30 protein-coding genes and 2 pseudogenes are annotated in these 24,431 nt (G+C 48.3%); 11 read left to right on the top strand and 21 right to left on the bottom strand.

What is annotated here, in order from left to right:
* Positions 1 to 253: 253 nt before the first annotated feature.
* Positions 254 to 826: a manganese efflux pump MntP gene (gene mntP / locus CKQ54_RS23005; RefSeq protein ID WP_120162296.1), complete on the top strand. Its 573-nt coding sequence runs from the start codon at positions 254 to 256 to the stop codon at positions 824 to 826.
* A 10-nt stretch (positions 827 to 836) separates the two neighbouring features.
* Here mntP and CKQ54_RS23000 read toward each other — a convergent pair whose 3' ends face one another.
* From CKQ54_RS23000 to CKQ54_RS25895, 3 genes and pseudogenes are all read right to left on the bottom strand, one after another.
* Positions 837 to 1,325 carry a hypothetical protein gene (locus CKQ54_RS23000; RefSeq protein ID WP_112286698.1) on the bottom strand — a complete coding sequence of 163 codons (489 nt, stop codon included), beginning with the start codon at positions 1,323 to 1,325 and terminating at the stop codon, positions 837 to 839.
* Positions 1,326 to 1,522: 197 nt separating this feature from the next.
* Positions 1,523 to 2,050, bottom strand: a complete 528-nt coding sequence (locus CKQ54_RS22995) for a hypothetical protein (RefSeq protein ID WP_244220284.1) — start codon at positions 2,048 to 2,050, stop codon at positions 1,523 to 1,525.
* A 270-nt stretch (positions 2,051 to 2,320) separates the two neighbouring features.
* A pseudogene (locus CKQ54_RS25895) lies at positions 2,321 to 2,419 on the bottom strand (sulfite exporter TauE/SafE family protein); the annotation flags it as partial.
* A gap of 26 nt (positions 2,420 to 2,445) precedes the next feature.
* Here CKQ54_RS25895 and CKQ54_RS25890 point away from each other — a divergent pair.
* Positions 2,446 to 2,553, top strand: a pseudogene (locus CKQ54_RS25890) (hypothetical protein); the annotation flags it as partial.
* Here CKQ54_RS25890 and CKQ54_RS22990 read toward each other — a convergent pair.
* On the bottom strand, positions 2,545 to 3,465 hold the full coding sequence (locus CKQ54_RS22990; RefSeq protein WP_120162295.1) for a LysR family transcriptional regulator: 921 nt from the start codon (positions 3,463 to 3,465) through the stop codon (positions 2,545 to 2,547). The pseudogene CKQ54_RS25890 and the gene CKQ54_RS22990 overlap by 9 nt on opposite strands.
* A 95-nt stretch (positions 3,466 to 3,560) precedes the next feature.
* Between CKQ54_RS22990 and CKQ54_RS22985 the strand changes: the two genes are divergently transcribed.
* On the top strand, positions 3,561 to 4,418 hold the full coding sequence (locus CKQ54_RS22985; RefSeq protein WP_120162294.1) for an aldo/keto reductase family oxidoreductase: 858 nt from the start codon (positions 3,561 to 3,563) through the stop codon (positions 4,416 to 4,418).
* A 55-nt stretch (positions 4,419 to 4,473) separates the two neighbouring features.
* Here the strand turns inward: CKQ54_RS22985 and CKQ54_RS22980 are convergent, their stop codons facing one another.
* Positions 4,474 to 4,683, bottom strand: coding sequence for a DUF6434 domain-containing protein (locus CKQ54_RS22980; RefSeq protein ID WP_112286571.1), 210 nt, complete (start codon positions 4,681 to 4,683; stop codon positions 4,474 to 4,476).
* A 98-nt stretch (positions 4,684 to 4,781) separates the two neighbouring features.
* A complete protein-coding gene (locus CKQ54_RS22975) occupies positions 4,782 to 5,045 on the bottom strand; it encodes a DUF2798 domain-containing protein (RefSeq protein WP_112286570.1) in 264 nt (87 codons plus the stop codon).
* 128 nt (positions 5,046 to 5,173) lie between these two features.
* On the opposite strand from CKQ54_RS22975, the gene CKQ54_RS22970 reads away from it, so the two are divergent.
* Positions 5,174 to 6,061, top strand: coding sequence for a LysR family transcriptional regulator (locus tag CKQ54_RS22970; protein ID WP_120162293.1), 888 nt, complete (start codon positions 5,174 to 5,176; stop codon positions 6,059 to 6,061).
* Here CKQ54_RS22970 and CKQ54_RS22965 read toward each other — a convergent pair.
* Positions 6,044 to 6,673, bottom strand: a complete 630-nt coding sequence (locus CKQ54_RS22965; RefSeq protein WP_120162292.1) for a dTMP kinase — start codon at positions 6,671 to 6,673, stop codon at positions 6,044 to 6,046. The genes CKQ54_RS22970 and CKQ54_RS22965 overlap by 18 nt on opposite strands.
* Positions 6,674 to 6,902: 229 nt before the next feature.
* Here CKQ54_RS22965 and CKQ54_RS22960 point away from each other — a divergent pair, with 229 nt between their 5' ends.
* Complete coding sequence (locus CKQ54_RS22960) at positions 6,903 to 7,358, top strand: GNAT family N-acetyltransferase (protein WP_120162291.1); 456 nt, start codon at positions 6,903 to 6,905, stop codon at positions 7,356 to 7,358.
* A 40-nt stretch (positions 7,359 to 7,398) separates the two neighbouring features.
* Here the strand turns inward: CKQ54_RS22960 and CKQ54_RS22955 are convergent, their stop codons facing one another.
* Positions 7,399 to 8,292 carry a LysR family transcriptional regulator gene (locus CKQ54_RS22955; protein WP_120162290.1) on the bottom strand — a complete coding sequence of 298 codons (894 nt, stop codon included), beginning with the start codon at positions 8,290 to 8,292 and terminating at the stop codon, positions 7,399 to 7,401.
* Positions 8,293 to 8,448: 156 nt separating this feature from the next.
* Between CKQ54_RS22955 and CKQ54_RS22950 the strand changes: the two genes are divergently transcribed.
* Positions 8,449 to 8,844 (top strand): acyl-CoA thioesterase, encoded by a 396-nt coding sequence (locus tag CKQ54_RS22950; RefSeq protein ID WP_112286565.1) that lies wholly within the window; start codon positions 8,449 to 8,451, stop codon positions 8,842 to 8,844.
* Between the two features lie 48 nt (positions 8,845 to 8,892).
* On the opposite strand, the gene CKQ54_RS22945 is transcribed toward CKQ54_RS22950, so the two are convergent.
* From CKQ54_RS22945 to CKQ54_RS22935, 3 genes are all read right to left on the bottom strand, one after another.
* Positions 8,893 to 9,495 (bottom strand): TetR/AcrR family transcriptional regulator, encoded by a 603-nt coding sequence (locus tag CKQ54_RS22945; RefSeq protein WP_112286564.1) that lies wholly within the window; start codon positions 9,493 to 9,495, stop codon positions 8,893 to 8,895.
* Between the two features lie 157 nt (positions 9,496 to 9,652).
* A complete protein-coding gene (locus CKQ54_RS22940) occupies positions 9,653 to 10,333 on the bottom strand; it encodes a type 1 glutamine amidotransferase domain-containing protein (protein ID WP_120162289.1) in 681 nt (226 codons plus the stop codon).
* A gap of 286 nt (positions 10,334 to 10,619) precedes the next feature.
* A complete protein-coding gene (locus CKQ54_RS22935) occupies positions 10,620 to 11,279 on the bottom strand; it encodes an SDR family oxidoreductase (RefSeq protein ID WP_120162288.1) in 660 nt (219 codons plus the stop codon).
* Between the two features lie 595 nt (positions 11,280 to 11,874).
* Here CKQ54_RS22935 and umuC point away from each other — a divergent pair.
* Entirely contained in the window at positions 11,875 to 13,140 is a 1,266-nt protein-coding gene (gene umuC / locus CKQ54_RS22925) for a translesion error-prone DNA polymerase V subunit UmuC (RefSeq protein ID WP_120162287.1), read from the top strand.
* Positions 13,141 to 13,352: 212 nt separating this feature from the next.
* On the opposite strand, the gene CKQ54_RS22920 is transcribed toward umuC, so the two are convergent.
* The 5 genes from CKQ54_RS22920 to CKQ54_RS22900 all read right to left on the bottom strand — a co-directional run bounded on the left by CKQ54_RS22920 (position 13,353) and on the right by CKQ54_RS22900 (position 16,255).
* Complete coding sequence (locus CKQ54_RS22920) at positions 13,353 to 14,144, bottom strand: MBL fold metallo-hydrolase (protein WP_120162286.1); 792 nt, start codon at positions 14,142 to 14,144, stop codon at positions 13,353 to 13,355.
* A gap of 124 nt (positions 14,145 to 14,268) precedes the next feature.
* Complete coding sequence (locus tag CKQ54_RS22915) at positions 14,269 to 14,670, bottom strand: DUF4354 family protein (protein ID WP_120162285.1); 402 nt, start codon at positions 14,668 to 14,670, stop codon at positions 14,269 to 14,271.
* Positions 14,671 to 14,689: 19 nt separating this feature from the next.
* Positions 14,690 to 15,397, bottom strand: a complete 708-nt coding sequence (gene aqpZ / locus CKQ54_RS22910) for an aquaporin Z (RefSeq protein ID WP_120162284.1) — start codon at positions 15,395 to 15,397, stop codon at positions 14,690 to 14,692.
* A 181-nt stretch (positions 15,398 to 15,578) separates the two neighbouring features.
* The gene (locus CKQ54_RS22905; RefSeq protein WP_120162283.1) at positions 15,579 to 15,959 is read right to left on the bottom strand and encodes a YidB family protein; all 381 of its coding nucleotides are present in this window, start codon (positions 15,957 to 15,959) and stop codon (positions 15,579 to 15,581) included.
* A gap of 35 nt (positions 15,960 to 15,994) precedes the next feature.
* Complete coding sequence (locus CKQ54_RS22900) at positions 15,995 to 16,255, bottom strand: GlsB/YeaQ/YmgE family stress response membrane protein (protein WP_120162354.1); 261 nt, start codon at positions 16,253 to 16,255, stop codon at positions 15,995 to 15,997.
* 129 nt (positions 16,256 to 16,384) lie between these two features.
* On the opposite strand from CKQ54_RS22900, the gene CKQ54_RS26125 reads away from it, so the two are divergent.
* Positions 16,385 to 16,642 carry a LysM peptidoglycan-binding domain-containing protein gene (locus CKQ54_RS26125; protein ID WP_120162282.1) on the top strand — a complete coding sequence of 86 codons (258 nt, stop codon included), beginning with the start codon at positions 16,385 to 16,387 and terminating at the stop codon, positions 16,640 to 16,642.
* Positions 16,643 to 17,413: 771 nt separating this feature from the next.
* Here CKQ54_RS26125 and CKQ54_RS22890 read toward each other — a convergent pair.
* The gene (locus CKQ54_RS22890) at positions 17,414 to 18,040 is read right to left on the bottom strand and encodes a helix-turn-helix transcriptional regulator (RefSeq protein ID WP_120162281.1); all 627 of its coding nucleotides are present in this window, start codon (positions 18,038 to 18,040) and stop codon (positions 17,414 to 17,416) included.
* A 264-nt stretch (positions 18,041 to 18,304) separates the two neighbouring features.
* Between CKQ54_RS22890 and CKQ54_RS22885 the strand changes: the two genes are divergently transcribed.
* A complete protein-coding gene (locus CKQ54_RS22885) occupies positions 18,305 to 19,117 on the top strand; it encodes a transcriptional regulator (protein WP_120162280.1) in 813 nt (270 codons plus the stop codon).
* Positions 19,117 to 19,602 carry a hypothetical protein gene (locus tag CKQ54_RS22880; protein WP_120162279.1) on the top strand — a complete coding sequence of 162 codons (486 nt, stop codon included), beginning with the start codon at positions 19,117 to 19,119 and terminating at the stop codon, positions 19,600 to 19,602. The genes CKQ54_RS22885 and CKQ54_RS22880 overlap by 1 nt, the downstream gene beginning before the upstream one ends.
* A 70-nt stretch (positions 19,603 to 19,672) precedes the next feature.
* On the opposite strand, the gene CKQ54_RS22875 is transcribed toward CKQ54_RS22880, so the two are convergent.
* Positions 19,673 to 20,701 (bottom strand): alpha/beta hydrolase, encoded by a 1,029-nt coding sequence (locus tag CKQ54_RS22875; RefSeq protein WP_120162278.1) that lies wholly within the window; start codon positions 20,699 to 20,701, stop codon positions 19,673 to 19,675.
* A gap of 68 nt (positions 20,702 to 20,769) precedes the next feature.
* A complete protein-coding gene (locus tag CKQ54_RS22870; RefSeq protein ID WP_425272819.1) occupies positions 20,770 to 21,957 on the bottom strand; it encodes an MFS transporter in 1,188 nt (395 codons plus the stop codon).
* 239 nt (positions 21,958 to 22,196) lie between these two features.
* On the opposite strand from CKQ54_RS22870, the gene CKQ54_RS22865 reads away from it, so the two are divergent.
* The gene (locus tag CKQ54_RS22865; protein WP_120162277.1) at positions 22,197 to 23,087 is read left to right on the top strand and encodes a LysR family transcriptional regulator; all 891 of its coding nucleotides are present in this window, start codon (positions 22,197 to 22,199) and stop codon (positions 23,085 to 23,087) included.
* A gap of 185 nt (positions 23,088 to 23,272) precedes the next feature.
* Here the strand turns inward: CKQ54_RS22865 and CKQ54_RS26180 are convergent, their stop codons facing one another.
* Positions 23,273 to 23,533: a hypothetical protein gene (locus CKQ54_RS26180; RefSeq protein ID WP_120162276.1), complete on the bottom strand. Its 261-nt coding sequence runs from the start codon at positions 23,531 to 23,533 to the stop codon at positions 23,273 to 23,275.
* 195 nt (positions 23,534 to 23,728) lie between these two features.
* Positions 23,729 to 24,424, bottom strand: coding sequence for an aquaporin Z (gene aqpZ / locus CKQ54_RS22855; RefSeq protein WP_120162352.1), 696 nt, complete (start codon positions 24,422 to 24,424; stop codon positions 23,729 to 23,731).
* Between the last annotated feature and the right edge of the window lie 7 nt (positions 24,425 to 24,431).

Below are 24,431 nucleotides of genomic sequence, written 5' to 3'. Positions count from 1 at the left end.
TTCGCAGGTGAGATTCCGTGAATAAAACCGGCTCGCGATAAATCGTTATGATGATTGATGTTTTTCATTCCTGCCGATGCCATTTTCAGCAATTTGCGGGCATTTCAACCAAATATAGCCTGTGCTAACATTCTTAACCAATACTATAACACATTGAAAGTTATGGTTTTTTTATTTTAAGTTCTGTGGCAAACTGCGCGCATCTTTTAATAAACAGCCTTTTTTCTTCATGAAGGCCTGACTGGTCTGTTTTATGCAACTTTACACAATCCTCATTCTGGCGTTCGGCATGTCCATGGATGCGTTCGCAGCAGCAATCGGCAAAGGCGCAGCACTGCACCGTCCGCCCTTTAAAGAGGCATTACGTACCGGGCTCATTTTTGGTGTGATCGAAGCGATTACGCCGGTCATCGGCTGGGGTATTGGTCTGGCGGCCAGCCAGTTTATTATGAGCTGGGATCACTGGGTGGCGTTCACCCTGCTGCTGATCCTCGGTATCCGTATGATTGTGGAAGCCTTTAAAAAAGATACCGCAGAAGAGACAGAAGCACCGCGTCGCCACGGCTTCTGGCTGCTGGTCACCACCGCCGTCGCGACCAGTCTGGATGCAATGGCCGTCGGCGTCGGGCTGGCGTTCCTTCAGGTGAATATTCTGGTGATGGCGCTGACTATTGGCGCGGCCACCACCATCATGGCAACGTCCGGTATGTTGCTGGGCCGTTTTCTCGGTGCGGCGATCGGTAAATGGGCGGAAATCCTCGGTGGCGTGGTACTGATTGGCATCGGCACATCGATTCTGGTCGAACATCTGGGATTGCTGGGTTGAGCGTGGGGCGTTATCTAAAACTCCATTGCACGGTGATCACAAAAACTGAAGGGATAATAATCCCGCTTTCAACGCCGAAATAATCAGTGAAGTTGTATTGAATGGCGTGATAAATATACGGTGAAAAGCCAATGCCGGTGACTTTCTTGAAATCGGCATAAGATCCATCATCGCCGCAGTGTTTGAAGGCATCAAAAAAGAACTCACCGGTGTAACCGTACACGCCTTTGAACACCCAACCCGTGTTGCTCTCCGCCCAGTCGCGCCGCATCCCTATGGCGATACAGCGGTCATCAAAGCTGTTTTTCATCGTCCCGACTAACACACTATACTTTGAATCTTCAGAGAATTTTCGCTCAACCGAATAGAAATCGTTATCAAATTTCTCGGTATATTGCCCGTGGTTACCGGTCAGGTGATAAACGAAGGATCCGGTGTTAATCGAATATAAGTTTAATTGATCTGCCTGGCTCGCAGGCAGGGCTACTAATAACGGCAGGCATGAAAGCCCGAAAGTTTTCTTAAGCACGTCAGCCACCGCCTTAATGAAAAAAAAGTATTGAAAATCGAACAGCATCAGCCTGAATTTGAGTATAGACGCAGTGAATAAAAAGAATATCAGGAGGAGAACCGAAAGGTATTTTCGGTATATAGGGAGGCGTTATCGCATTGAAAAAAACTATTTATGTCAGAACCTTATCGGAAGCTCCACTGGATACTGGTTGCAAAAATGTCAGGCGCAATAATCCCCGCTTCAACGCCGAAGAAAGTGGTCGGATTGTACTGGAGAGCGTGGTAGATGTAAGGCGAAAAACCGATGCCGGTGACTTTTTTAAAATCATGATATGACCCGTGATTGCCGCAGTCACTGAACGCTTTTGCAAAGAACTCACCGGTGTAGGCATAGACCCCTTTTATCATCCACCTAGAATTGATTTCGTGTAAATCCCTTCTCATACCCATCGACAAACAGCGATCGTTAAAACTGTTTTTCATCGTGCCCACGAGCATACTGTTCTTCGACTCCTGAGATAATTTACGCTCAACGGAAAAGAACTTATTCTTGAAAATTTCGTTGTAATCCCCGACATTACCCGTCATATGGTAAACAAATGAACCGGTATTGATTGAGTACAAACTCAGTTCGCTGGCATCATTTTTAGCCGCCCCTGGCCCCGTAAAGGCCAGAAGCCATAAAAGATTTACCCGGTTAACTCTACGCATAAGATGATTATTCCAGCCTCAGATAATGTATTGAACCACCGGAAAAATTCGTACCTGTTACCGATGAACTGAATTTATTTAATATCTCTTCAGTGTGTATAAAGGATATTTTTAATACTATTATTCTGAGGTGGGAAAACTAAATAAGAGTTAAACAAGTCCGGTCTATACCTTTATTAAGGTAAATGTTATTTATGAGCTTTGGATAAATATATCCCTCATGGGTAATAGTCGTGAATTATATTATGGTTGTGTTAATTATTCGTGTTTTCAAATAGCCATCGCCATCAGCACCGCCAGCAGCAAGATGACATAAATCCGGGCATGCAGAACGTCGGGCACGGCTGGAATACACCGGCGGGTAAAGAGCATGCCAGAAGAACCTGACGCCGTGATACGACAACGGCTCGTCGTTTTCCACCATGTTCCGGCGCGTGACCGGGCAGCCGCCCTCTTCATATCATCCGGCGGCGACCACACAGGCAGCGCCAGGCTCAGAGTGAGTTTTCCCGGCGCAAATTGTCTTCGCGCACAAAATCAATGAATGCCTGTAAAGGCGCGGGGATCAGACGGCGATCGTTGTAATAAAGCCACGGACCGGAAAAAGACAGCCACCATGGCTGCAACAGGGGCTCGAGTTTTCCGCTGGTGATGGCGGGTCGTAACCATTCTTCAAACAGATAAATGATCCCCGTTCCTGCAATCGCTGCTTCCACCGCCAGATCGACCGCGCCACCCACGCTGACCACCAGCGGACCGCTCACCTGCACGCTGACGGTTTCGCCTTCACGCTCGAATTCCCAGTCGGGCATGATGCCGCTGGCATAGCGTCCGCGCAGACAGCGATGCGGGATCAGATCCCGCGGATGCGACGGCCTGCCGTGGACATCAAGATATGCCGGTGACGCGGCAGCGGCGTAGCGCTGAATACGCGGACCAATGGGGATCGCCACCATGTCCTGCTCCAGACGTTCGTCATAGCGGATACCGGCGTCGCAGCCGTCACGAAACACATCCTGCACATTACTTTCGGCGATGATTTCCAGCTGGATATCGGGATAGCGCTGTAAAAACTCCGGCACTAAGGCAGGTAAAACCAGCCGCGTGGCGCTGACCGGCACATTCAGACGCAATATGCCGCCGGGCGTGTGGCGGTAACGGTTGAGCGCATCCAGCGCGGCATTCACTTCATTCATCGCGGGCAGCAGTCGTTCAATCAGCGCCCTGCCAGCTTCGGTCAGAACCACCGTGCGTGTGGTGCGGTGAAATAACCGGATGCCCAGTTGTTGTTCGGCGCGGCGTACCGCATCGCTGAGCCGTGATGCATTACTGCCGGTGACCCGTGCCGCCTCGCGAAATCCTCCGGCTTTTGCCACCTCAACCACTGCGTGCAGCAGGGCGATATCCATCGACATTGTGCGTAGCCTCGTACAGTTTGTCCTGATTTCACCGGATAGTTGCACAGCCAGCGCAGCGCTACAATCATTGAACACACATAAAGGAGAATCCCATGTCACAACCCTCAATGACTTATCGTCTCGGCGACCGCGAAGTGGCACGTTTAGGTTACGGTGCCATGCAGCTGGCAGGTCCGGGTGTTTTTGGTCCGGTAAAAGATGAAGCCCGCGCCATTCAGGTATTGCGCGATGCGGTGGCGAGCGGTGTGAATCATATCGATACCAGTGATTTCTACGGTCCGCATGAAACCAATAAGCTAATCAAAAAAGCCCTGCATCCTTACGCTGACAATCTGTGTATCGTCACCAAAGTCGGTGCGCGCCGGGATGAGAAAGGCGGCTGGTTAACGGCATTTACGCCACAGGAACTGGTCAGTGCGGTGGAAGATAACCTGCGCAATCTGGGGCTTGAGGCAATGGAAGTGGTGAATCTGCGCAGTATGCTGGATACCCATCAGCCGAAAGAAGGATCGCTCGAACCGCAGCTGGAGGCGATGATTAAGCTAAAAGAACGCGGACTGGTTCGTCATATTGGCCTGAGCAATGTCACGGCAAAACAGGTCGAGGACGCGCAGAAACTGACGCCGATTGTCTGCGTGCAGAATATGTATAACCTGGCCAACCGCCATGACGATGCGCTGGTGGACCGGCTGGCGGATCAGGGCATCGCCTACGTGCCTTTCTTCCCGCTCGGCGGATTTTCCCCGCTGCAGTCAACGCAACTCGATGAAGTCGCCGCTGACTTACAGGCCACACCGATGCAGGTCGCGCTGGCCTGGTTGCTCAGACGTTCACCGAATATTTTGCTGATCCCCGGCACGTCATCACCGGAACATTTGCAGGAAAACCTGGCCAGCGCACGGCTGAATTTATCTGATGAGCTGATGGAAAAACTGAACGGAATGAACTGAGGATCTTGTGAACTGAGTCCTCAGCATCGGGGACTCAGAATTTAAAATATCAGCGTTACGGTGACTGCCTGCGCTTCCACTCATCGGCCACATCGCCCAGCGTTTTTGGCACTCCATTGCGTATCCAGGCCATAAAATCACGATCGAAGCGAAAATCCTCCCCGCACTGTTCAGTCAGGAAACGACGAACATTCTGGGTGTTTCTGTAATGCTTATCCACAAGCGTGGTACGTGTCAGTAAGGCACTGTGCCAGTCGACTTTCATCTTTCCAGTTCCTGTAAATGCAAAAAGGGCAAAGCTCATACAGCGTAGATGAGACGCCCGCCCTTTTCTATATATCTCCAGGCAGCCTGTTGAATGACTCAGTGACCGTGAACCGTTAATCCCACCAGCCGGATAACCACCGGACGGACAACGAGTATGCAGACAAAGGCCGCGGGCATAGCAACCTGATAAGCATTCATCACATTTTCCATGTAATGAGGCCCCATGCCAAATTCAGCCAGAGTGATCACCAGACTCATCAGAAACGCCATAATGGTCGCCATGTACAGCGCAAAAATGTAGGGGGAAGTACGTTTAGGAAAGCGAATACGTGGGATATTTTTAGTCACTGCGTCAGTCATCGGGTTATCCTGTTTAACGGAGGTTTGCGAAACAGCGGATAAACTAACAAGCTAGCCCTGACGGTAGTAGAGCGGTTGTGCTTTAATCATTATTAATAAAAAGTGACGAATCGGGCACGGGAGAGACTATGGATGTGTTAGGGCTGATCAGCAATTTTATCCGCGTAGTGGAACACGGCAGTATCGCCGCGGCAGCACGTGGTAAAGGGATGAGTCCGGCGGCGGTGAGCCAGAGCCTGTCGCGACTTGAGACACATCTGGGCGTACGCCTGATATCGCGCACCACCCGGAGCATGACATTAACCGAAAGTGGTAAACGCTATTTCGAGAAAGTCCGTCATATTCCCCATGATATTGATCTCGCTTCGCAGGCTGCTGCGCTTGAAACCAAACCACAAGGGACGCTGTGCATCGCCACGACTGCCGCCTTTGGCCGGTATGTCATCGCACCACTGATGCCAGCGTTCAAAGCGTCATTTCCCGATATTGATGTCGAACTGATCAGCACAGATCGCAACGTTGACCACCGGCTGGAAGGCATAGACGTCAGTATCCGCATCGAGGCACAACTAAACGATCAACTGATTGCCAGAAAAATCGCCTCTTTGCCGTTTATATTCTGCGCCGCCCCCGCTTATCTGGCGCGCGCAGGCATCCCGCAGACTCCCGAAGAACTGAGCCGGCACGCCTGCCTGGTTTTTCGTTATCCCACCGACGGACGTTTTCTGCCCTGGACATTTAAGATTAACGGGCAACCTATTAATGCGAAACTCAATCCGCAATTCATCAGCGATGACATTGATATTATTGCCAAAATAGCAGAGAACGGCGGCGGTATCGCGCGGCTGGCAAGCTTTATCGCCCAGCCGTTGATTGATAGCGGACGGCTCATGCCTTTGTTCTGCGACAGCGACGCAGAGTCTCTGCCGATGAATATCTATGCCTGCGTCAACGAACGCTCGGCACTGAATTCAAAAGTCAGAGCCTTTATTGAGTTTTTAGAAGCGGGGATGTAAGAGGCCGGACACCCTGTAGATCTCTGAAATGACCTGCATCGTTGCGTCTTCGATCGTTCCTTCATTGCGGCATAAAATCCAGTCATGATGTGCAACTTCTCGCTCGAACGCCGTGGTACAAGCGACATGCTCTTCCAGCTTAGAAATCACCGTACTGCCCAGCCCGCGCGACCGCGACGCGGCCCTTGCCCAGGAAATTTCAGGCGCAGTCACCACCCCGACATGCAGGTCTGGCGTTCTCACCCTTCGTTCAATGTTAAGCTGTAAAATCTCTGCAAAAGGGATCATCCGGCGAAATGCGGCATCCGACGGATACCAGCGATCCATCAGGATAATGCAGTCCGCTGGCTGCTTAGTCAGCACATGTTCAGAAATCCAGGCACGGCTATCAGCAAGGCGCTTACAAACCTCTAATTCCAAATCCAGAGTGGGATTTCGGGCGAACTTGTTAACAAGAGCCATTGTTTCGCCCCTGTATGGATCGCTTTTTTTCTCGCAAAGGCGGACCACCTTCTTGTTGTCTGCCCTTAATACTTTCGTAATGGCCTCCAGCAATGTGGTTTTACCGGCACCCTTGGGCCCATCCAGAGAAACAAACAATTGATGACTCATTCTTCAGATGACGATTGATACACGTTTTTTATAAAGCTTGTCGCTGGCAAAAGCATCTTACTTTCCCTATGTTCCGTCCTGTGTGGGGCAGTTTAAGTGATCGGCCAGAAAAACGGAAAACATCACAGGTGGAGCTGTAGAAATCCGGCATTTAACATCATCAAATAAAACATGAGGAATTTACCTTAAACATCTTCTATTCTGACTAAGAACTTTATGAGGGTATCGAATGATAACAGTAGAGAAATCAGACCCATTTTCGCCAGATTCTTGTTCTTTAGTAGAAAAATTGTCAGCGGAGCTTGCAGCGATAACGGGTGATAGTGGAAAAAGTAATTTCACAATAGATTCAATGGATGGTGACAGATCGCTTTGGGTGCTGGCACGAAACGAAAAAGGCGATGCAACAGGGTGCGGAGCTATCCGACCGTTAACAGAAAATATCGCCGAACTTAAAAGAATGTTCTCAGATCGAAGCGCCCCTGGGGTAGGAAAAGCCTTACTCAATTTTCTCGAAACATCCGCGAAAAACATGGGATATACAGAGATATGGCTTGAAACCCGACACGTTAACCATAAGGCGGTAAATTTTTATAAGAATAACGGATACGTACTCATAGAGAATTACGGACCCTATATCGGCCGGAATGAGGCTGTATGTTTCTCGAAAATATTGCGGGACTGAACCATAACCTGTGAAGGATAAAATTCGTGCCGCTGACGTATTATCCGTTGTAGCGCAGCATATCAATCATCAGCGCAAAAGCTGGCGGATGTTGTTTTCTGCTCGGGTAGTAAAGGTAATAGCCCGGAAACGACGGACACCACGCATCCAGCACCTGAATCAGTTCACCAGATTTCACCCGGTCCTCAACCATGTCCTCCGGCACACAGGCAAGTCCAAATCCTGACAGCACCGCATCGATTCGTTCTGACAGCAAATTAAACGTCAGTTGCCCTTCCACGCGCACCCGCAACGGCTTTCCCTCTTTCTCGAATTCCCAGTGGTACAACCCACCGGCGGTTGGCAGACGCATATTGATGCACTTGTGGTATTGCAGCTCATGCGGAGTTTGCGGAATACCCTTTTCAACAAAATAGTCCGGCGAACCGACGACCACCATACGGAAATCCGGACCGATGCGTACGGCAATCATATCTTTATCTACGCTCTCGCCCAGACGCACTCCGGCATCGTAGCGACCATCGACGATATCGACGAAACCGTTATCCACATGCAGTTCGACATTGATTTCAGGATATTCTTGTAAAAACGGCTTCAGCTTTGGCCACAACAATTTTCTTGCGGAGTGTTCCCCCGCCGATATGCGGATATTCCCGGAGGTCGGGCCGTTAAGCTGAACAAGTGTTTCCAGCTCCTGCTCGAGATCCGCAAGTCGTGGTTCCAGGCAGGCAATAATCTTCTCGCCGATTTCAGTGGGCGCCACACTTCGGGTGGTGCGGGTCAAAAGGCGGATGTTTAAACGTTCTTCCAGCGCCTTAACGGCATGACTGAGTGCCGACTGCGAAACCCCCAGCTTTCCTGCTGCTTTGGTAAAACTTCGTTCTCTCGCAACGACCAGAAAAATCTGCAGTTCGTTGAAGTTTTCTTTCAGCATGGGTTCTTTCCTATAGTCACCGGCTCCCGCAAAGGGATTTTTTTATCCTGATACAAGAGATCTTATATTCTGAAACACGTTGGTTTTTACCAAAAGAACTTACTGTTGTATATATGATGCCCTGTTTAAAAAAATGGACTGGCTACGGAGCAGCAAATGTTTAGTAAGCATTATGAAGTAGATGAAAAACATATCGATTTTCAGGGTGTCGTGGATGGTTTGTATTATCCCTTCTATATGGAATGGACGCGCCATGCCTACATGCGCGAAGCGCTGGGTATTGATATCGAGGCAGAGTTTGCTCAGGGCAACATGTACATGGTGCTGGAGTATTCACTGCGCTTTCGTAAAAGCCTGCAAAAAGGCGATCAGGTTGAAGTAACCTGTGAACTGGCGAGAAATGAGAAACGTAACCGCGTCAACTTCGTTCAGCAGATCAAAGTGGATGGCGTGGTGTTTGCCGAAGCCACTTTTGTGGCAACCTGTCTGACTAACGGACGCCCTTCGATGCCTGATGCAGTGAAAAACGCGTTAGCACAACTGCCGGAATAATCATTTTCGCAAGCGAATGCCAGTCATTTAATATGGCTGGCATTATTTTCAGATGATGTGAATAATTTTTTGCGTCGTCGCCATCGCGGAATCAAACGGGCTCATGTTGCGGACAATCTTGACCATCACGCTGGCACCCAGCCAGAGCTGATACAAACTTTCCGCCACAGTGCGTGGTGTGTCATCAATCGTCAGAGATCCCTCAGCCACACCAGTTTCTAATGCTTCCGCCAGACGCGAGATAATTCCCGCCGTGCCGGAAAGCAGCGTTAAACGCATGGTATCCGACAGATCTGCAACTTCCGCGCCCAGTTTCACGGCGAGGCATTTGCCCTGACAGTCGGAGAATGACTGAGATTCCCGCCATAGCTGCCAGTAATTCATCAGTCGCTGCGCCATATTAAGGCCGGGCTGGCTCAGCGTCCTGTCGAGGTCGGCCAGATAGTCTTCAAAATAGCGCTCAAGCATTCCCACACCAAAAGCCTCTTTCGAGCCAAAATAGTGATAGAAAGACCCTTTGGGCACGCCCGCGTCTTTGAGGATTTCATTCAGTCCGACAGCAGAAAAACCCTTGCCGGCCATAATACGCTGGCCTGTCGCAAGGATATGCTCGCGGACGTCATTGTTATGGTGTTGAGTTGCAGTAGTCATAGGGCAAATTTACCAGAAACTAGACCAGTCGTCTATGAGCGAATGAAAGGACAACATATTCACGCACGACAATACACCCGCCCACCCCGCAATAACAACAGGTCGACACCTGCTAAGCGGGGCGACATTCATGCCTGCCACCCCGCGTGAGGAACGACTATGCGCCCAGTTGCTTAATCAGCAGTTCAGCCGCTTCAGCAGAAGATCCCGGGTTTTGACCGGTGATCAGCAGACCGTCGATAACCACATAGGAACCCCAGTCTGGTCCTTTGGAATAGATACCGCCTTTGGCTATCAGTTCGTCTTCCACCAGGAAAGGCACCACGTCAGTCAGCCCTACCGCTTCTTCTTCGGTGTTGGTAAAACCGGTCACTTTTTTACCTTCAACCAGTGGTTTTCCTTCAGAAGTTTTAACATGACGCAGTACGCCCGGTGCATGACAGACCAGCGCCACGTGCTTACCGGCCGCCAGAAACGCTTCGATCAGGGCGACAGAATTTTTATCTTCTGCCAGATCCCACAACGGACCGTGGCCGCCAGGATAGAAAACGGCGTCGAAATCAGCTTGCGACACGCTGTCGAGACGAACCGTTGAAGCCAGCTGAGCGGTTGCCTGCTCGTCGGCCTCGAAGCGGTGAGTCTGTTCAGTCTGGAAATCAGGCTCATTGCTTTTTGGATCTAACGGCGGGTTGCCACCTTCTGGAGAAGCCAGCGTAATTTCCGCTCCGGCATCTTTAAATGCATAGTAAGGTGCGGCCAGCTCTTCCAGCCAGAAACCTGTTTTACGGCCTGTGTTACCCAGTTTATCGTGTGAGGTGAGAACCATAAGAATCTTCATAATAAATCTCCGGCGTAGTGAATTGTGATTTGAGTAGACCAGTCGTCTAGATGTCAGATAAAAAAAACCTGTGAACCCATTACGAAAAGCCTTTGGATCCGGTCTGAACAAAGCAGTGTGATATCGCCCGTTCGCCTTAACCTTGTCGCTACACTAACAACAATTAGACCAGTCGTCTACAGGTAATTTAAAAAACTTTTCATTCAGGCTGCCGGCTCCCCTTTCCGATCCGCCACTCTCCTGACGGGCAAACGTTCTTCTGCCCGCCTGGGAGTGGCAAAAACTTTTAGCGTTTCGCTATCTTTTCTACAGCCTGACGAACCGGCACATCTCCCGCAGTCAGTTCAATGATGACGCGGCTGACATCAGGCTGCTCAATGATTTCAGCAAGCGTGGCTGCCACGTCATCACGGGGGATATCGCCGTAAGGAATGGCGGGTCCGGCCTGAATCAGTCCGGTACCGCTGTCATCCACCAGTGTTCCCGGTCTTAAGATCACCCAGTCCAGTTCGCTTTGCGCCAGCGCCACATCGGCTTCTTTTTTGACGCGCATGTAGTTTTCAAACGTATCAGAAATGGTTTTACCGCGCCCTGCTTCCGGGAATGCAGACACCAGCAAAAAGCGCGAAACGCCAGCCTGAGTCGCCGCCGCGACCGCGGTTTTCAGCCCTTCGCCATCGACCGCATTGGTCATTTCCGGTCCGCCTTTGCCACCGGCCCCGGCGGTGAAAACCACCACGTCGCTGCCTTTCATGTACGCTGCCAAAGTAGTGGCATCCAGTTCTGTCAGGTTCCCGCTGACCGGTTCGGCCCCTGCCTGACGTAACGTCTGTTCCTGTTCAGGTTTACGGTAAAGCGCACGAACAGCATGTCCTTTATCTGCAAGCGTCTTTGACAGACGGCGCCCTATATTACCCGCCGCGCCGATAATGAAAATCGTGGTCATTAATGCCTCCTTCTCAAAATGTGTGTCGCCATTATTCTTTGCAGCGACACCCGGTAAAAATGGATCGCACAAAATGCAACCACAAAACTAGCCGACCGGTCAACCATTAAGAAATCAGTATGGCAGACAACCCAAACGTCTGCGTTATGGTGCTGAGTTGACCATCGCCGCAAAAGAAACCTGTTACGGCGGTGGCGCAAAAGGTTATGCCGACTGGTCTGAAGGAATTTACGACTGATTTTCAGGCCAGACTTTGCACAAGGTTATCCCCAGATTTTGTGGATAACCCTGTGCGGTTGGGGGAAATACGGGAACACATCTTCACTTCTCACCTTCTTAAATGCCGCGTCGGCAAGGCGGTGGTGTATTTCACCTGACTGAGAGCAAAACTTGAGCGAATGCTGGCGACACCTTTCAGTCTGGGTAAGACACTCGGTGATCAGCAGCTGATTTGTATTGCCCGGCTGATTGACGACTCACCCCTATTAAGCGTTTTCCATTTCCCGCACTTATGATTATACTGTATGCATAACCAGTATTTTATGGATATGGAAACAGATGTGGAAAATGAACCCTGACAAGCGGCAGCCGAACCATGTTTGCCCTCGTTGATGTGAACTCCTTTTACGCGAGCTGCGAAACCGTGTTCCGGCCAGACCTTCGCGGGCGGCCGGTGATTGTGTTGTCCAACAATGACGGCTGCGTGATTGCCCGCAATGCGCTGGCCAAAAAGGCGCAAATCCCGATGGGCGCGCCCTTTTTCAAGGCGCGTGACGCGATCCGCCAGCACAACGTGGCAGTGTTTTCCTCCAACTACGCGCTGTATGCCGACATGTCGAACCGCGTGATGGAAACGCTCGAACGGCTGGCGCCTGCGGTGGATATCTACTCCATTGATGAGGCCTTTCTGGATATCACTAATATCGAAAACTGCATCTCGCTGCATGAGTTTGGTAAACAGGTGCAGAAGACCCTCTGGAAGGAGACGCATCTGGCCGTTGGGGTGGGGATTGCCCCCACTAAAACGCTGGCCAAGCTGGCGAACTTTGCGGCGAAAACCTGGAAAGGCACCGGTGGCGTGCTGGATTTATCGCAGACCGTGCGTCAGCGGAAACTGATGGCTCTGGTGCCGGTGGAAGAAGTCTGGGGCGTGGGGCGGCGCATCAGTAAAAAGCTCAACATGCTGGGGATCACCACGGCGTTGCAACTTGCCGACTGCCCTTCGGCGCTGATCCGCAAACATTTCAGCGTGGTGCTGGAGCGTACCGTGCGCGAACTGCGCGGCGAGTCCTGTCTGGCGCTTGAAGAATCGGTGCCGACCAAGCAGCAGATTATCTGTTCGCGCTCTTTCGGCGAACGCATTACGGAGTATCAGGATATGCGCGAAGCCATCTGCAATTACGCCGTACTCGCGGCGGAAAAACTGCGCGGAGAACATCAGTATTGCCGCTACGTGTCAGCGTTTGTGAAAACCAGTCCGCACGACCCGAAAGTCCCCTATTACGGCAATCATGCCGGCATCAAACTGATGACGCCGACACACGACAGCCGCGATATTCTTGCCGCCGCCGTGCGTTGTCTCGATCAGATCTGGAAACCCGGATATCGCTATCAGAAAGGCGGTGTGATGCTGGGTGACTTTTTCAGTCAGGGCGTCGCCCAGCTCAATCTGTTTGATGAATATCAGCCAAAGAAAAACAGCGATCTGCTGATGGCCACGCTGGACAAGATCCACAAGGACGGGGTCGGCAAAGTCTGGTTTGCCGGTCAGGGGATCCAGCGCGGCTGGGCGATGAAACGCGAAATGTTGTCACCGGCGTACACGACGCGGTTTAATGAGCTGGTGCGGGCAAAAGTGTAGGCTTCGAAATGTCGATGAGCAGACTCGGTTATTAATGCGTCATTTGGCGGTAATACGTAAAGTATGATCGAGACTGTCTGACATTTAGTAAGATTGTGAGGGTTATTGATAATAAAGCAGAAACGCTTGAAAAGGCCGGAATGATGTAACCGGTGATTGCCGTCTTTATCTCTAACCTCACAGTTGTCTGTATGCCTTTTATCTGGATGGCTTCAGGGCAGCACAACCTTGCTGCCAGTGACCAGTTTCATTGTGCCAGGCAACCATAAATTCCCCCACCAGCCAGTACAGTGACATCCCAGCACCCAGCGTGGCTTTAACTCCTGAATAAAATGACGTACCTCGAGTAACTTACGTGGAGAAGCGCATCGGAGGTGGAATCCACCAACAATCGCATAAATACGATTATCACCTGTTATTTTCTGGCAGTGACGAATGATATTAATCAACCCCTTATGTCCGCATCCCGTGAAAATGATCAGTCCCTGTGCTGTACGATAAATTAAAATCCCTTCATCATCGATGTAATCTGGTTGGCAGGGATCGCCTTCAAGAAGACCATATGCCTTCGGTTCTGGTGTGTCGACCTCACCAGACCAGAGAAAACGTTTGCCGATGCTCAACTGCTCGCGGGTATATTCCATCTTATGATGTGCAAACTCTACGTCAGCTGATAATTGTTTCATTTTCATCTCACGGCCCATTACATGGACTGCCGCGTATCGTTTATCGTTCACCCCAGGATGACAAATGATCCTCGTTCCTTTCGTGACCCACGGTACTCCGCCGCAGTGATCATAATGACCATGTGATAATACAACGGCAGTAAGATCATTAAGATTAATGCCCATATTCTGGGCATTGTGCGAAAAACTGCCGTCAGGGCCGGTATCAAACAGCACCCTGTTGCATTCATCCTCGAGCAACAAACTCAGCCCGGGTTTGGCGATAAGGTTGTTATTACTTTTATTATTTTCGAGTAATACAGTAATGGTTAACGACATCCTTCTTCCCTCAATGTCCGACATAAAGAACCTGATCTGTAGTGGTTAACAAAACTGGCCACAGCCTTAGCGTCTTCCATTACTGTCTTCGCAGTTTTTACTTAAGTAATGGGTTTTCAGATGGTCATTTCGCTGTTTCCAGATGACATTCCGTTGATGACCAGCTCACCAGCGACATATCATAAATTTTCTTATCTTTACTGGTGAACATGACTTTCCCTTCTTTGCTGCCCCGTTTACCGTAGGGCATCAACAAATTGGCACTGATGCCGCTGCTGACAACCTTATTATGTTGTTCATCACTCAGAATGAAGCAGCTCTTAGGCATTTTGAAGTCTTCATTAAGAAGGTTGGCAACGTTAACGTCGAACACAACTTCATAAGAAACCTCACCATTTTGAGCCAGTGATCCTTGCTTTTCTTTAAACGAATCAATTCGTAAATCCGGTGTTGAAACAGGGCTGGCATACGCAGTAACTGTGAACAGAATCAGCAAAGCACTACGCGTAAAATATGAAATATTCATAATCTATTTCTCATCAGTTTTAAGATTCAGCCTGGCATTTTGATGCCAGAGCAAAACGATAAAATAAACCACCGAGCACCCCGCCCACCAATGGCATCAACCAAAATACCCACAACTGCTGCAATGCCCAGGTTCCCTGAAATAATGCGACAGCGGTACTACGCGCCGGGTTCACAGAAGTATTCGTTATCGGAATGCTGATAAGATGAATCAGGGTCAATGCCAGACCAATGGCAATAGGTGCAAAGCCAGCAGGGGCACGCTTATCCGTTGCGCCATGAATGATAATCAGGAAGATAGCGGTAAGAACGCCTTCACTGATCAACGCAGCCGAAAGGCTGTAACCGCCCGGAGAGTGCGAACCATAACCATTAGACGCAAACCCACTCGCAGTGGCATCAAATCCTGCATGTCCGCGGGCAATAAGATACAACACGCAGGCCGCCACGACGCCGCCCAGAACTTGCGAAATAATGTAAGGTACAACCTCACGGGCAGGAATACGACCGCCGGCGAATAAACCTAACGTCACTGCCGGGTTAAAGTGGCCGCCTGATATATGCCCCACCGCAAATGCCATAGTCAATACGGTAAGGCCAAATGCCAGCGCGACACCGGCAAACCCGATCCCAACTCCCGGAAAGCCAGCGGCAAAAATTGCACTGCCACAACCGCCAAAAACTAATACAAATGTGCCAATAAATTCGGCAGATAATTTTTTAAACATACAATTTCCTGGTGTCAGCCATGCTGTGAAAATTTCAAGTGATACAGATACCGCTCCCCTAAGAGATTATTTCAAGGGATGGTTTCTGAGATTATCATTTCAGTGTTTTAGTCTGACCAAACAATAGACAGAGAGTAGAGTATTTCGAACAAGCCCAAAATTGGGTTCTTCAGGTTAAATATTAGTGAGAAATTTTACTGAGATTATCAATCAAATCTGTATTCTCATTCATCTTCCCATTCGATGATGCCATGTTCACTAATTGCGGAAGACATTCTGCCAGCAGCTTTGAAGCGTCATTGAAGTTGATGCCTAAATGATCAGCCAATTGATTAATCTCGCTGGTATTAAGCATTTTTTGAACGAGCTCACTACTTATAGCCATATTCTTATCATCACTAAGCCATGATTTTACAATATCACTGAACTCCCCATTTTGAAGACGATTCACGATAGAGTGGATCCCTCCCTGCTGCTCTACCCACTCAACCACCCCTTTTAGCTCGTCACTAATCTGATCAGTTAGACCCAGACTTCCCAAAATATTTTGTATTAAGCTCATATAATTACTCCTTGAATAAATTAAATTAGTTAATATCACTGCTGTTTTTTTGAACGCAGTATATGCATAATAAAAAGAAGAATAACTGCACCCAAGGTAGCAATTGCAACGCTGGGAAAATTAAAACCATTTACATTAACCAATCCTAACGATGTGCTGAACCAACCGCCTGTTAATGCACCTGCAACCCCGAGTAACATAGTCATGAACAATCCAAAATGTTGTTTACCCGGCATAACACATCGGGCCAAAACGCCTGTAATCAAACCAAATAAAGCCCAAGATAAAATACCCATCACACCCACCTCATTTAAATAAATATTGTACATTTAATATTTGAATATATAGTACTTGTGCTTTCATTTGTATTGCAAACCTAATTTATAAACGTAACCTAAACATTAGATTTTCATGAGAGGCTTCATATGAATATTTTTGAAAAAGTTAAAAACATCGGTAGTGAATTGTTAAATGACGTACAAAAAAATGACACCCCGACCCCGGTAACTAAGTCAGAAAATGTACGTACCTACACCGTGAAAGAAGGAGATACATTAAGCAGTATTGCGAAGGAGTTTTATCACCAACCCTCTCAATACATGAGAATTTTTGAAGAAAATAAAGAGCAACTTACTAACCCTGATAACATCGCAATCGGCCAGGTTTTACGCATCCCGGAGTGACTCATTTCATGTTTCAAAGTTAATCTTCATGTGAATTATTAACTTTATTCTTGGAGGGTGGGTTTTCATTGCTTTAACTACACCCTCCATTTCTCATATTTTTTTGATTAATATATTCATTCTTATCATTACTAATGATTAATCCTAAGAGGATTTCCATTTCACATATGAAAGGATATCCCATTCTCTGAATTCACAAAATGATGTGTTTGAGAATTTTATGAGTTGTTCGTATCGGGTTTATACGTTTAAAAATATCAACACCCGGCAGCAATGCGTTTTCACGCTAAAACGTATTTGTTCTACTGACTGCATGAAATACACTTCCATTCGGCTCCATGCTCTTACAGGCACACACCTGACTCTATAGTTACAAACGAAACTGTCGGGATAAACCAAGCTTCAATCATTTTTCAACTGAGTGTAAACGGCTGCTGAATGTGTGATTAATCTTAAACGTGGGGTGTCAAAATACCACTCATAAAGTTCTCATGCCGGCATCAAAGGTATCTTCACATGAAGTCACCAAGGTGTTATGACTTCTTGAGATGAGCGCATACTATTGATTTATAGGAAGATAATAAAAATACAATGCATTAAACAAGTCAAACTGAGCAAAGTCTTCTGAGTTCAAAAGACAGTCAACATGAGATCCTCATGAGAAAATGCAAACGCCCTACTCTTGATACACAATGCACAGATTTACAAGAACAGCTGCATTTTCGGGGTGATTGAAGGATGGTCGGGTTCTGTTCGTGTCGTTAACAAACATCAGACATTGCGCAGGACGCTGTGCATTTCCTGCATCAATCTGTGCTTAATAAAAAGTTCTGCCAGGCTGCTCACATTGTATTTTTTCATCACTCTGCGCTTCTGAAGACTGATGGTCTTTTCATTCAAATTTAGTATCTTCGTGATTCTTGTGGGTGTATAGCCTTTCAGTAGTAAAGCCATCGTTCTTTCTTCACACAGGGTTAATAAGAGCGGTTGCCATTTATAATACCTCCGAATATTCAAAGATGAATAAATGCTGACTTCTTTTGATATCATGTCCGCAGGAGATTTAACATTGATAAAGAAGATGGGAAGTTCTCCGATGTTTTCAAGGATCGGTTTTATAGACATCGGAGCGATAAAAATAATAATATCATAATTGCGTACGTCTTTAAGGTATTTTAATAAAAAGGCAGAGGTTTCGATCAGCGTATGATGGGTTGAAAGTAATACACAACAAGAACTACCTGCCTTAATATCAATTTCCCTGCTAATAAGTGCCATCAAATACGGAAGCGTGTAGTTATCTTCAGAGATAAAACAAAGAGAGCCGTAAGTTAAACAAGGTCTATACACAAAAATTTTCCTATAACAAATGAGGCACATGAATGCCATTTCAGGCATAAGATTCAATACCCGTGATTCCTAAAATTTCTGATTTCAGTTTCTTAGAGAAGAAGATTGTGAGCAACTCATGATTTTCTCATTCGAAACTTTAGAAACTTTGTCAGGATCAAATAGCGAGAGCATTTATTATGTTGAATTACAAGATAATAAAAATCTGATAAAGATTTTTACGCTTAACTTACGCTTAGCTCTTGGCGCGCTTTAGATTTATATGATAATGTTATTGAAACTTTTAATTTCAAATAGACTGGCCTTTTCAAAGTGACAAACCTAAAGCTCATCCTTCTTGAAGGTAAGGTCTTTTACGATCCTTCAACGCACTCTGTTTATATAAACGACAAAATTGAAAGTCAGTTAACCTTAGCCATTCCAGCCAGTCTTTGTCTTTTATCTTTGCTCCAACATAAAGGGGAGGTCGTTTCCCATGCTGATCTGCTGGCATTCGCATGGGAGTCCAGAGGAATGATGGTTTCCCCTAATACGCTGTATCAGAATATGTCTATATTGCGGAAGGCGTTAGTGTCATTGGGTCTTTCGGATGAGATGATTAAAACGGTGCCCAAACGTGGATTTGTTATCCCCTCGGCATTCCCCGTTGAATTTATCTATGAGCATGATGAACATTTACCCACATCTACTGTGGATATTATCAACACTGATGAGACAGAAGAAATCAAAGCAGCACCATTGACTCAGTCTGTGGACGGTTCCCCTTATTTACGTTGGGGTGCATTAGCAGCCGGCTGCCTGATAGTTTTTTATACCGCATACTTTCTCACTAACTTAGTGGGTGAGAATATTATCCCGCAGTACATCGCCCCAGATTTTAACAAAATTGAAAATATTGATGACTGCCAGGTCTACAGAAACCATTCATTAAGGAGTGATGCTTTCTTTACGCAGTTTCTGACCGACCAAAAAGCGGTGTGTGTGAAAGAAAAATGGTGGTACCTGACGAATTACCCGCCCTCCCCCCAGGTCTCTTTGTTGAGATGCTCACATGCCCTGAATGCAAAAAGAACAGATAAGACCTCGCTGTGTACTTCTGACTTTTTTACCGAAACGGGGCAGTGATGATTAAAATTACAAAGTTACAATTTGGTGTCGCGCTGGCCTTCCTTCTCTTCTCCGGCGTGTGTGGGTATCTGCTGAGTAAAACTGAGCTTCGTCAGCGGGACTCCTTTTTTTGTACCTCAAATTTCACCCTTCACTCCGGCAATGAAAAGCTAAGCCTTTCAATGAATTTTAACTTAAATCATGGCGACGGATTTGCCAATATGGACGGAGTCTTTTATCGGGATGGGATCCAAAAGTCCAACATCAACCTCCACAAAGAGTTTATCTATACCCAGGAGGATGGGGAGTTTGTTTTTGAGCAAAAACCTGGGGGGGTTATGGAATTAAATGGCAGTGATCCTGATATTCTTAAGAAATACCTGCCAGATTTTTATTTCAGAAACGATGTCGGAACTCATCATGTCAGAATAAAGACAATTCGTCCTGGCGTGTGGATCATTACAACAACTCCCACTCCTTATCTGATTTGTACCGAGTATTGATTTCCTGCTCCGCAGCAGAAAGCAAAAGTGTAGTCCGGGCAACGGCCCGGACTGTTGAGAATCCGCGGGGTTATTTCAGGTTTTCTTTAAAGAACGCGGTCAGTTTCGCAAAAGGGATCAGATCGGTACGGTCGTAAAGATCAACGTGACCGGCACCCGGAACGATGTACAACTCTTTCGGCTGGCCTGCACGTTTATAGGCATCTTCACTGAATTCTTTTGAATGCGCCTGATCGCCGGTGATAAACAGCATCGGACGCGGTGAAATGGTCTCAATGTCGTTGAACGGATAGAAGTTCATGAATTTCACATTGCTGGTCAGCGTCGGGTGCGTGGTCAGCGCCGGTGATGAACCTTTTGGCGTAAACTCGCCGCGCGGAGTGCGATAAAAGTCGTAGAACTCTTTGGCAACAGGGGGAGAGTTCTCGTCAATTTTATGCGGCGTGCCGCTGGTGTATTTCGTTTCGCCACCGGTGAATTCGCTGTAACGTTGCTCTGCCGCCTCGGCAATGATCTGTTTACGATGCGCAAGGGTTAACGAATTATTGAGCGCGTGACGATTTGCCGACCCCATGTCATACATGCTGACCGTCGCAATCGCTTTCATACGCGGATCAATTTTTGCCGCACTGATAACGAAACTGCCGCTGCCACAAATCCCCAGTACCCCGATGCGGTTTTTGTCGATGTACGGGCGCGTGCCGAGGTAATCCACAGCGGCACTGAAATCCTCTGCGTAGATATCCGGCGCGACAGCATTGCGCGGTTTACCTTCGCTTTCGCCCCAGAAAGAGATGTCTATCGCCAGCGTCACAAATCCCTGCTCGGCAAGCTTTTGCGCATACAGATTGGAACTCTGTTCTTTCACCGCCCCCATAGGATGACCAATAACAATGGCCGGATTTTTCGCGCTTTCATTCATGCCTTTTGGCATGAAAAGATTGCCGGTCACATTCATCTGATACTGGTTTTTAAACGTCACCTTTTGCTGAGTCACTTTATCGCTTTTATAAAAGTTATCTGCGCCGTTGGACATATCGGCGGCTGTTGCAGCAAATGAGCTGACAAACAGCCCTAACAACATCGTTAACACTCTCATGGAATTATCCTTAATCAGGTATTGCGGTGAATGGACATCAGTTCGTCCGGTTAAAAATACTTGTGTGATCAATGGTCATTGCGGGAAGTGATAAACGTCAGGCCGGACGCCAGAACCAGCAACGCGGCGCTGACAATAAACGTGCTCTGCCAGCCGATATGGTCAAAGGCAACGCCGCCTAAGGTCGAGCCCAGCGCAATCGACAGTTGCACCACAGCGACCATCAGCCCGCCCCCGGCTTCGGCATTATTGGGGAAAGTGCTTGCCACCCAGGACCACCAGCCGACCGGTGCCGCCGTTGCCACCAGCCCCCATAAAGCCAGCAGAATCATCACGATCCCGGACGAATGGCCAAGAACCATCAGCATGACGGCAATGAAGGCCATCAGCAGCGGGATCACCATGAGCGTGAGATAGAAACGCTTTTTCAGAAACGTGCCGATCAGTAATGTCCCGGCAAAACCCGCGACGCCAATCGCCAGCAAAATGAGGGACAGCATCTCTGCACTGACCCGTGTGACGGTTTCCAGGAACGGGCGGATATAGGTAAACAGGGCAAACTGCCCCATAAAGAAAATCCCGCACGCAGCCATACCCGCCAGCACTAAAGGATTTTTGAATAAACGGAAGACGTTCCCTGCAGAATTTTTCCTGCTTTCCGGCGCCATAGAAGGCAGGCTGATCCACTGCCAGATAAAGGCGATCAGTGCGACAGGCACGAGACACAAAAAGGCACCGCGCCAGCCAATGACGCCCCCCAGATAACTGCCCAGCGGTGCGGCGACCACAGTTGCCAGCGCATTACCGCCGTTGAAAATAGCCAGTGCGCGGGGAACCTGATCCTGCGGAACCAGCCGCATTGCGACAGCGGCCGACATGGACCAGAATCCGCCAATGGCTACGCCGATCAGGGCTCGCCCGATCATGTAAGTCGTATAGCCGGGCGCTAAAGCAATCAGCCCGCCGGAAAAGGCCATCAGAAGCGTCAGCCCTAAAAGCAGCGCCTTGCGGTTGACGTTACCGGCCAGCCGGGAGATCGACAGACTGGTTATCACCGCCAGTCCACCGGAGATGGCAATCCCCTGCCCGGCCAGCCCTTCGCTGACGCCCAAATCGCGGGCAACCGGTGACAGTAAACTCACCGGCATAAACTCGGATGCCACCAGCGCAAATACGCACATCGTTATCGCCCAGACCCCGTTCCAGTGCGCGACCGGAGTCTGGTTCACAAAATCTTTCTCTGCTGCTGTCGTCACTTGTGATCCTTTTTTCTTTCTGCAGGATGAATTTTTGGCAAGCCGGTGCCGCGTCTTATTCGTGAGAATAAAAACAGTAATTTCATGTGGTTAATCGAATCAGACGGAGGGGTTTTTATCCCGGTTCTTTCGTATTCCGGCTTGCTAAAAATTCTACACGACGGGTATAGTCTTACCAGCTAATAAATTCTTAATGGGGCTATAAGCTCTGCTTATAAATCGAAAGTGAAGAAGGTGCGATGAAACGTAATTTCAATGATCTTATTGCGTTTGTGACTGTGGCCCGCGAAGGCAGTTTCACCCGCGCCGCAGCGCAGCTGGGGGTGACACAACCCGCACTCAGTCAGACCATCACCGCACTTGAAAATCGCATGGATATCCGGTTACTGACGCGGACCACGCGCAATGTGTCGCCGACGGCAGCAGGCGAGCGTTTATTGCAGGCTATCGGCACCCGTTTTGATGAGATTGAAGCGGAACTGGACATGCTGACAGAGATGCGTGACAAGCCTGCGGGTACGGTGCGTATCACCTGCGGCCCGCACGTTCTCAAAACCATTCTGTTACCGAAATTATCCGCATTGCTGCGCGAATATCCCGAGATAAAACTGGAATTCGATGCCAACCACGGTTTTCGCAACATTGTCGCTGACAGGTTTGACGCGGGTGTGCGGCTGGGTGACACCATAGATAAAGATATGATTGCCATGCCGCTAACCCCTCAGCTGCGCATGGCCGCGGTAGCCTCGCCTGAGTATTTGCGCTCACACCCCATCCCCCTGACTCCGCAAGATTTGCTGCAACATAGCTGCATGAATATGCGGATGGCGACGTCGGGCGGGCTGTATATCTGGGAGTTCGATAACGATGAGGGACCGGTCAACGTGCGTGTTGACGGGCAACTGACGTTTAACACGTCGGCCCACATGGTCGACGCAGCCTTAGCCGGGTTGGGTGTGGCTTTTTTACCCGAGGAGGAGTTTGCTCCCCATATTGAGGAAGGACGTCTGATACGCTTTCTGGAACCTTACTGTCTGCCGTTCCCGGGTTATTACCTCTATTATCCCAGCAGGAAACAACATTCGCCGGCATTTTCACTCGTAATGGAAGCGCTGAAAATCGAGCGTTAATTTCGGTATCGGGAGAGGAATGAAATCGAATCAGACTGCCGGTTTCATTGTGCCATTTGCATTGCAGACATGCATAGGGATGCTCAGCCTCTTCTTTTCTCAGACATTTTCATCAATTTTCGCAACACCATGTGGGATGCTATGTGATCATCTTGGTGCATTGAAAAGCCACCTTATAACGAGATTCATGGGAGGGTTGTTCCTGTTGACCTCAATATAGTTTGCCAGAGTTGTGTGTTATACGGCATTATTTTTAAAATGTGCAAGCTGACCCTGTCATTATTCAGATATATAGAACTTAGTCCGTATTTCAATATATCACCTCGTTTGATTTGTACGTTATTGTCAGACCAGAGGATGAGTCTATTATTTCTCTCCGTGACTATTAGAGAAAATACAGTGCCAGTATTTTTACATGAGCAACTATTGATGATAATCCATTTCATGTCTCATTCCATTATAAAAACCCATAAGAAACTTAGCATATAGAGTTAGCATAGACTTACAAAATTATTATCGTTAACTTTACAAAGCATGGATGATTTACGAATGAATCCTAAGAATGGAAAATTAATTGCCCGCTGACCATTTAACATATAAACAGCGGGCAATTTTAGAGCATCAGTGATGGACCGACAAGTTTAGTCTTTTGATGCTAAAACAAAGCGATAAACCAAACCACCGATAATTCCACCCACAATCGGCATCAGCCAAAATACCCATAACTGTTGTATTGCCCATGAACCCTGGAAGAGCGCAACCGCTGTACTACGAGCCGGGTTAACTGATGTATTCGTCACAGGAATACTGACAAGGTGGATCAGGGTCAACGCCAGACCAATAGCAATTGGCGCAAAGCCCGCAGGAGCACGTTTGTCAGTAGCACCATGAATAACGATCAGGAAGATAGCCGTCAGGACACCCTCACAGATCATTGCTGCATAAAGACTATAGCCCGCCGGGGAGTGCTGACCATAGCCGTTTGCCGCAAAACCGCTCACTGTTGCATCAAAACCGGGATGGCCGTTGGCTATCCCATATAGCACTGCCGCCGCAGCGATCCCGCCCAGAACTTGCGAGATAATGTAAGGGAGGATAGTGCTGGCGTGAATACGACCACCGGCGAACAATCCTAATGTCACGGCGGGGTTAAAGTGCCCACCAGAAATATGGCCCACTGCAAAAGCCATCATTAATACGGTAAGGCCAAATGCCAGCGCAACGCCTGCAAACCCAATACCTAAGCCCGGATATCCGGCAGCAAAAATAGCACTACCACATCCCCCAAAAACTAATACAAAAGTACCAATAAACTCTGCAGATAACTTCTTAAACATATAGACC

The organism is Rahnella variigena, from assembly GCF_003610915.1.
GTDB lineage: Bacteria > Pseudomonadota > Gammaproteobacteria > Enterobacterales > Enterobacteriaceae > Rahnella > Rahnella variigena.
The sequence above is the reverse complement of the archived record's forward strand: the minus strand, read 5'-3'. Positions and strand labels throughout refer to the sequence as shown.

Bases quoted from the DNA above. Each gene is read 5' to 3' on its own strand.
- umuC (WP_120162287.1), top strand. From the start codon at position 11,875: ATGTTTGCCCTCGTTGATGTGAACTCCTTTTACGCGAGCTGCGAAACC.
- aqpZ (WP_120162284.1), bottom strand. From the start codon at position 15,397: ATGTTTAAAAAATTATCTGCCGAATTTATTGGCACATTTGTATTAGTT.
- CKQ54_RS22900 (WP_120162354.1), bottom strand. From the start codon at position 16,255: ATGGGTATTTTATCTTGGGCTTTATTTGGTTTGATTACAGGCGTTTTG.
- CKQ54_RS22875 (WP_120162278.1), bottom strand. From the start codon at position 20,701: ATGAGAGTGTTAACGATGTTGTTAGGGCTGTTTGTCAGCTCATTTGCT.
- CKQ54_RS22935 (WP_120162288.1), bottom strand. From the start codon at position 11,279: ATGACCACGATTTTCATTATCGGCGCGGCGGGTAATATAGGGCGCCGT.
- CKQ54_RS22965 (WP_120162292.1), bottom strand. From the start codon at position 6,673: ATGAGTCATCAATTGTTTGTTTCTCTGGATGGGCCCAAGGGTGCCGGT.
- CKQ54_RS26180 (WP_120162276.1), bottom strand. From the start codon at position 23,533: ATGAAATGGATTATCATCAATAGTTGCTCATGTAAAAATACTGGCACT.
- CKQ54_RS22975 (WP_112286570.1), bottom strand. From the start codon at position 5,045: ATGACTGACGCAGTGACTAAAAATATCCCACGTATTCGCTTTCCTAAA.
- CKQ54_RS22940 (WP_120162289.1), bottom strand. From the start codon at position 10,333: ATGAAGATTCTTATGGTTCTCACCTCACACGATAAACTGGGTAACACA.
- aqpZ (WP_120162352.1), bottom strand. From the start codon at position 24,424: ATGTTTAAGAAGTTATCTGCAGAGTTTATTGGTACTTTTGTATTAGTT.
- CKQ54_RS22970 (WP_120162293.1), top strand. From the start codon at position 5,174: ATGGATGTGTTAGGGCTGATCAGCAATTTTATCCGCGTAGTGGAACAC.
- CKQ54_RS22915 (WP_120162285.1), bottom strand. From the start codon at position 14,670: ATGAATATTTCATATTTTACGCGTAGTGCTTTGCTGATTCTGTTCACA.
- CKQ54_RS22945 (WP_112286564.1), bottom strand. From the start codon at position 9,495: ATGACTACTGCAACTCAACACCATAACAATGACGTCCGCGAGCATATC.
- CKQ54_RS22920 (WP_120162286.1), bottom strand. From the start codon at position 14,144: ATGTCGTTAACCATTACTGTATTACTCGAAAATAATAAAAGTAATAAC.
- CKQ54_RS22865 (WP_120162277.1), top strand. From the start codon at position 22,197: ATGAAACGTAATTTCAATGATCTTATTGCGTTTGTGACTGTGGCCCGC.
- CKQ54_RS22955 (WP_120162290.1), bottom strand. From the start codon at position 8,292: ATGCTGAAAGAAAACTTCAACGAACTGCAGATTTTTCTGGTCGTTGCG.
- CKQ54_RS22905 (WP_120162283.1), bottom strand. From the start codon at position 15,959: ATGAGCTTAATACAAAATATTTTGGGAAGTCTGGGTCTAACTGATCAG.
- CKQ54_RS22980 (WP_112286571.1), bottom strand. From the start codon at position 4,683: ATGAAAGTCGACTGGCACAGTGCCTTACTGACACGTACCACGCTTGTG.
- CKQ54_RS22890 (WP_120162281.1), bottom strand. From the start codon at position 18,040: ATGCCTGAAATGGCATTCATGTGCCTCATTTGTTATAGGAAAATTTTT.
- CKQ54_RS22960 (WP_120162291.1), top strand. From the start codon at position 6,903: ATGATAACAGTAGAGAAATCAGACCCATTTTCGCCAGATTCTTGTTCT.
- CKQ54_RS22990 (WP_120162295.1), bottom strand. From the start codon at position 3,465: ATGTCGATGGATATCGCCCTGCTGCACGCAGTGGTTGAGGTGGCAAAA.
- CKQ54_RS22950 (WP_112286565.1), top strand. From the start codon at position 8,449: ATGTTTAGTAAGCATTATGAAGTAGATGAAAAACATATCGATTTTCAG.
- CKQ54_RS26125 (WP_120162282.1), top strand. From the start codon at position 16,385: ATGAATATTTTTGAAAAAGTTAAAAACATCGGTAGTGAATTGTTAAAT.
- CKQ54_RS22995 (WP_244220284.1), bottom strand. From the start codon at position 2,050: ATGCGTAGAGTTAACCGGGTAAATCTTTTATGGCTTCTGGCCTTTACG.
- CKQ54_RS22880 (WP_120162279.1), top strand. From the start codon at position 19,117: ATGATTAAAATTACAAAGTTACAATTTGGTGTCGCGCTGGCCTTCCTT.
- mntP (WP_120162296.1), top strand. From the start codon at position 254: ATGCAACTTTACACAATCCTCATTCTGGCGTTCGGCATGTCCATGGAT.
- CKQ54_RS22985 (WP_120162294.1), top strand. From the start codon at position 3,561: ATGTCACAACCCTCAATGACTTATCGTCTCGGCGACCGCGAAGTGGCA.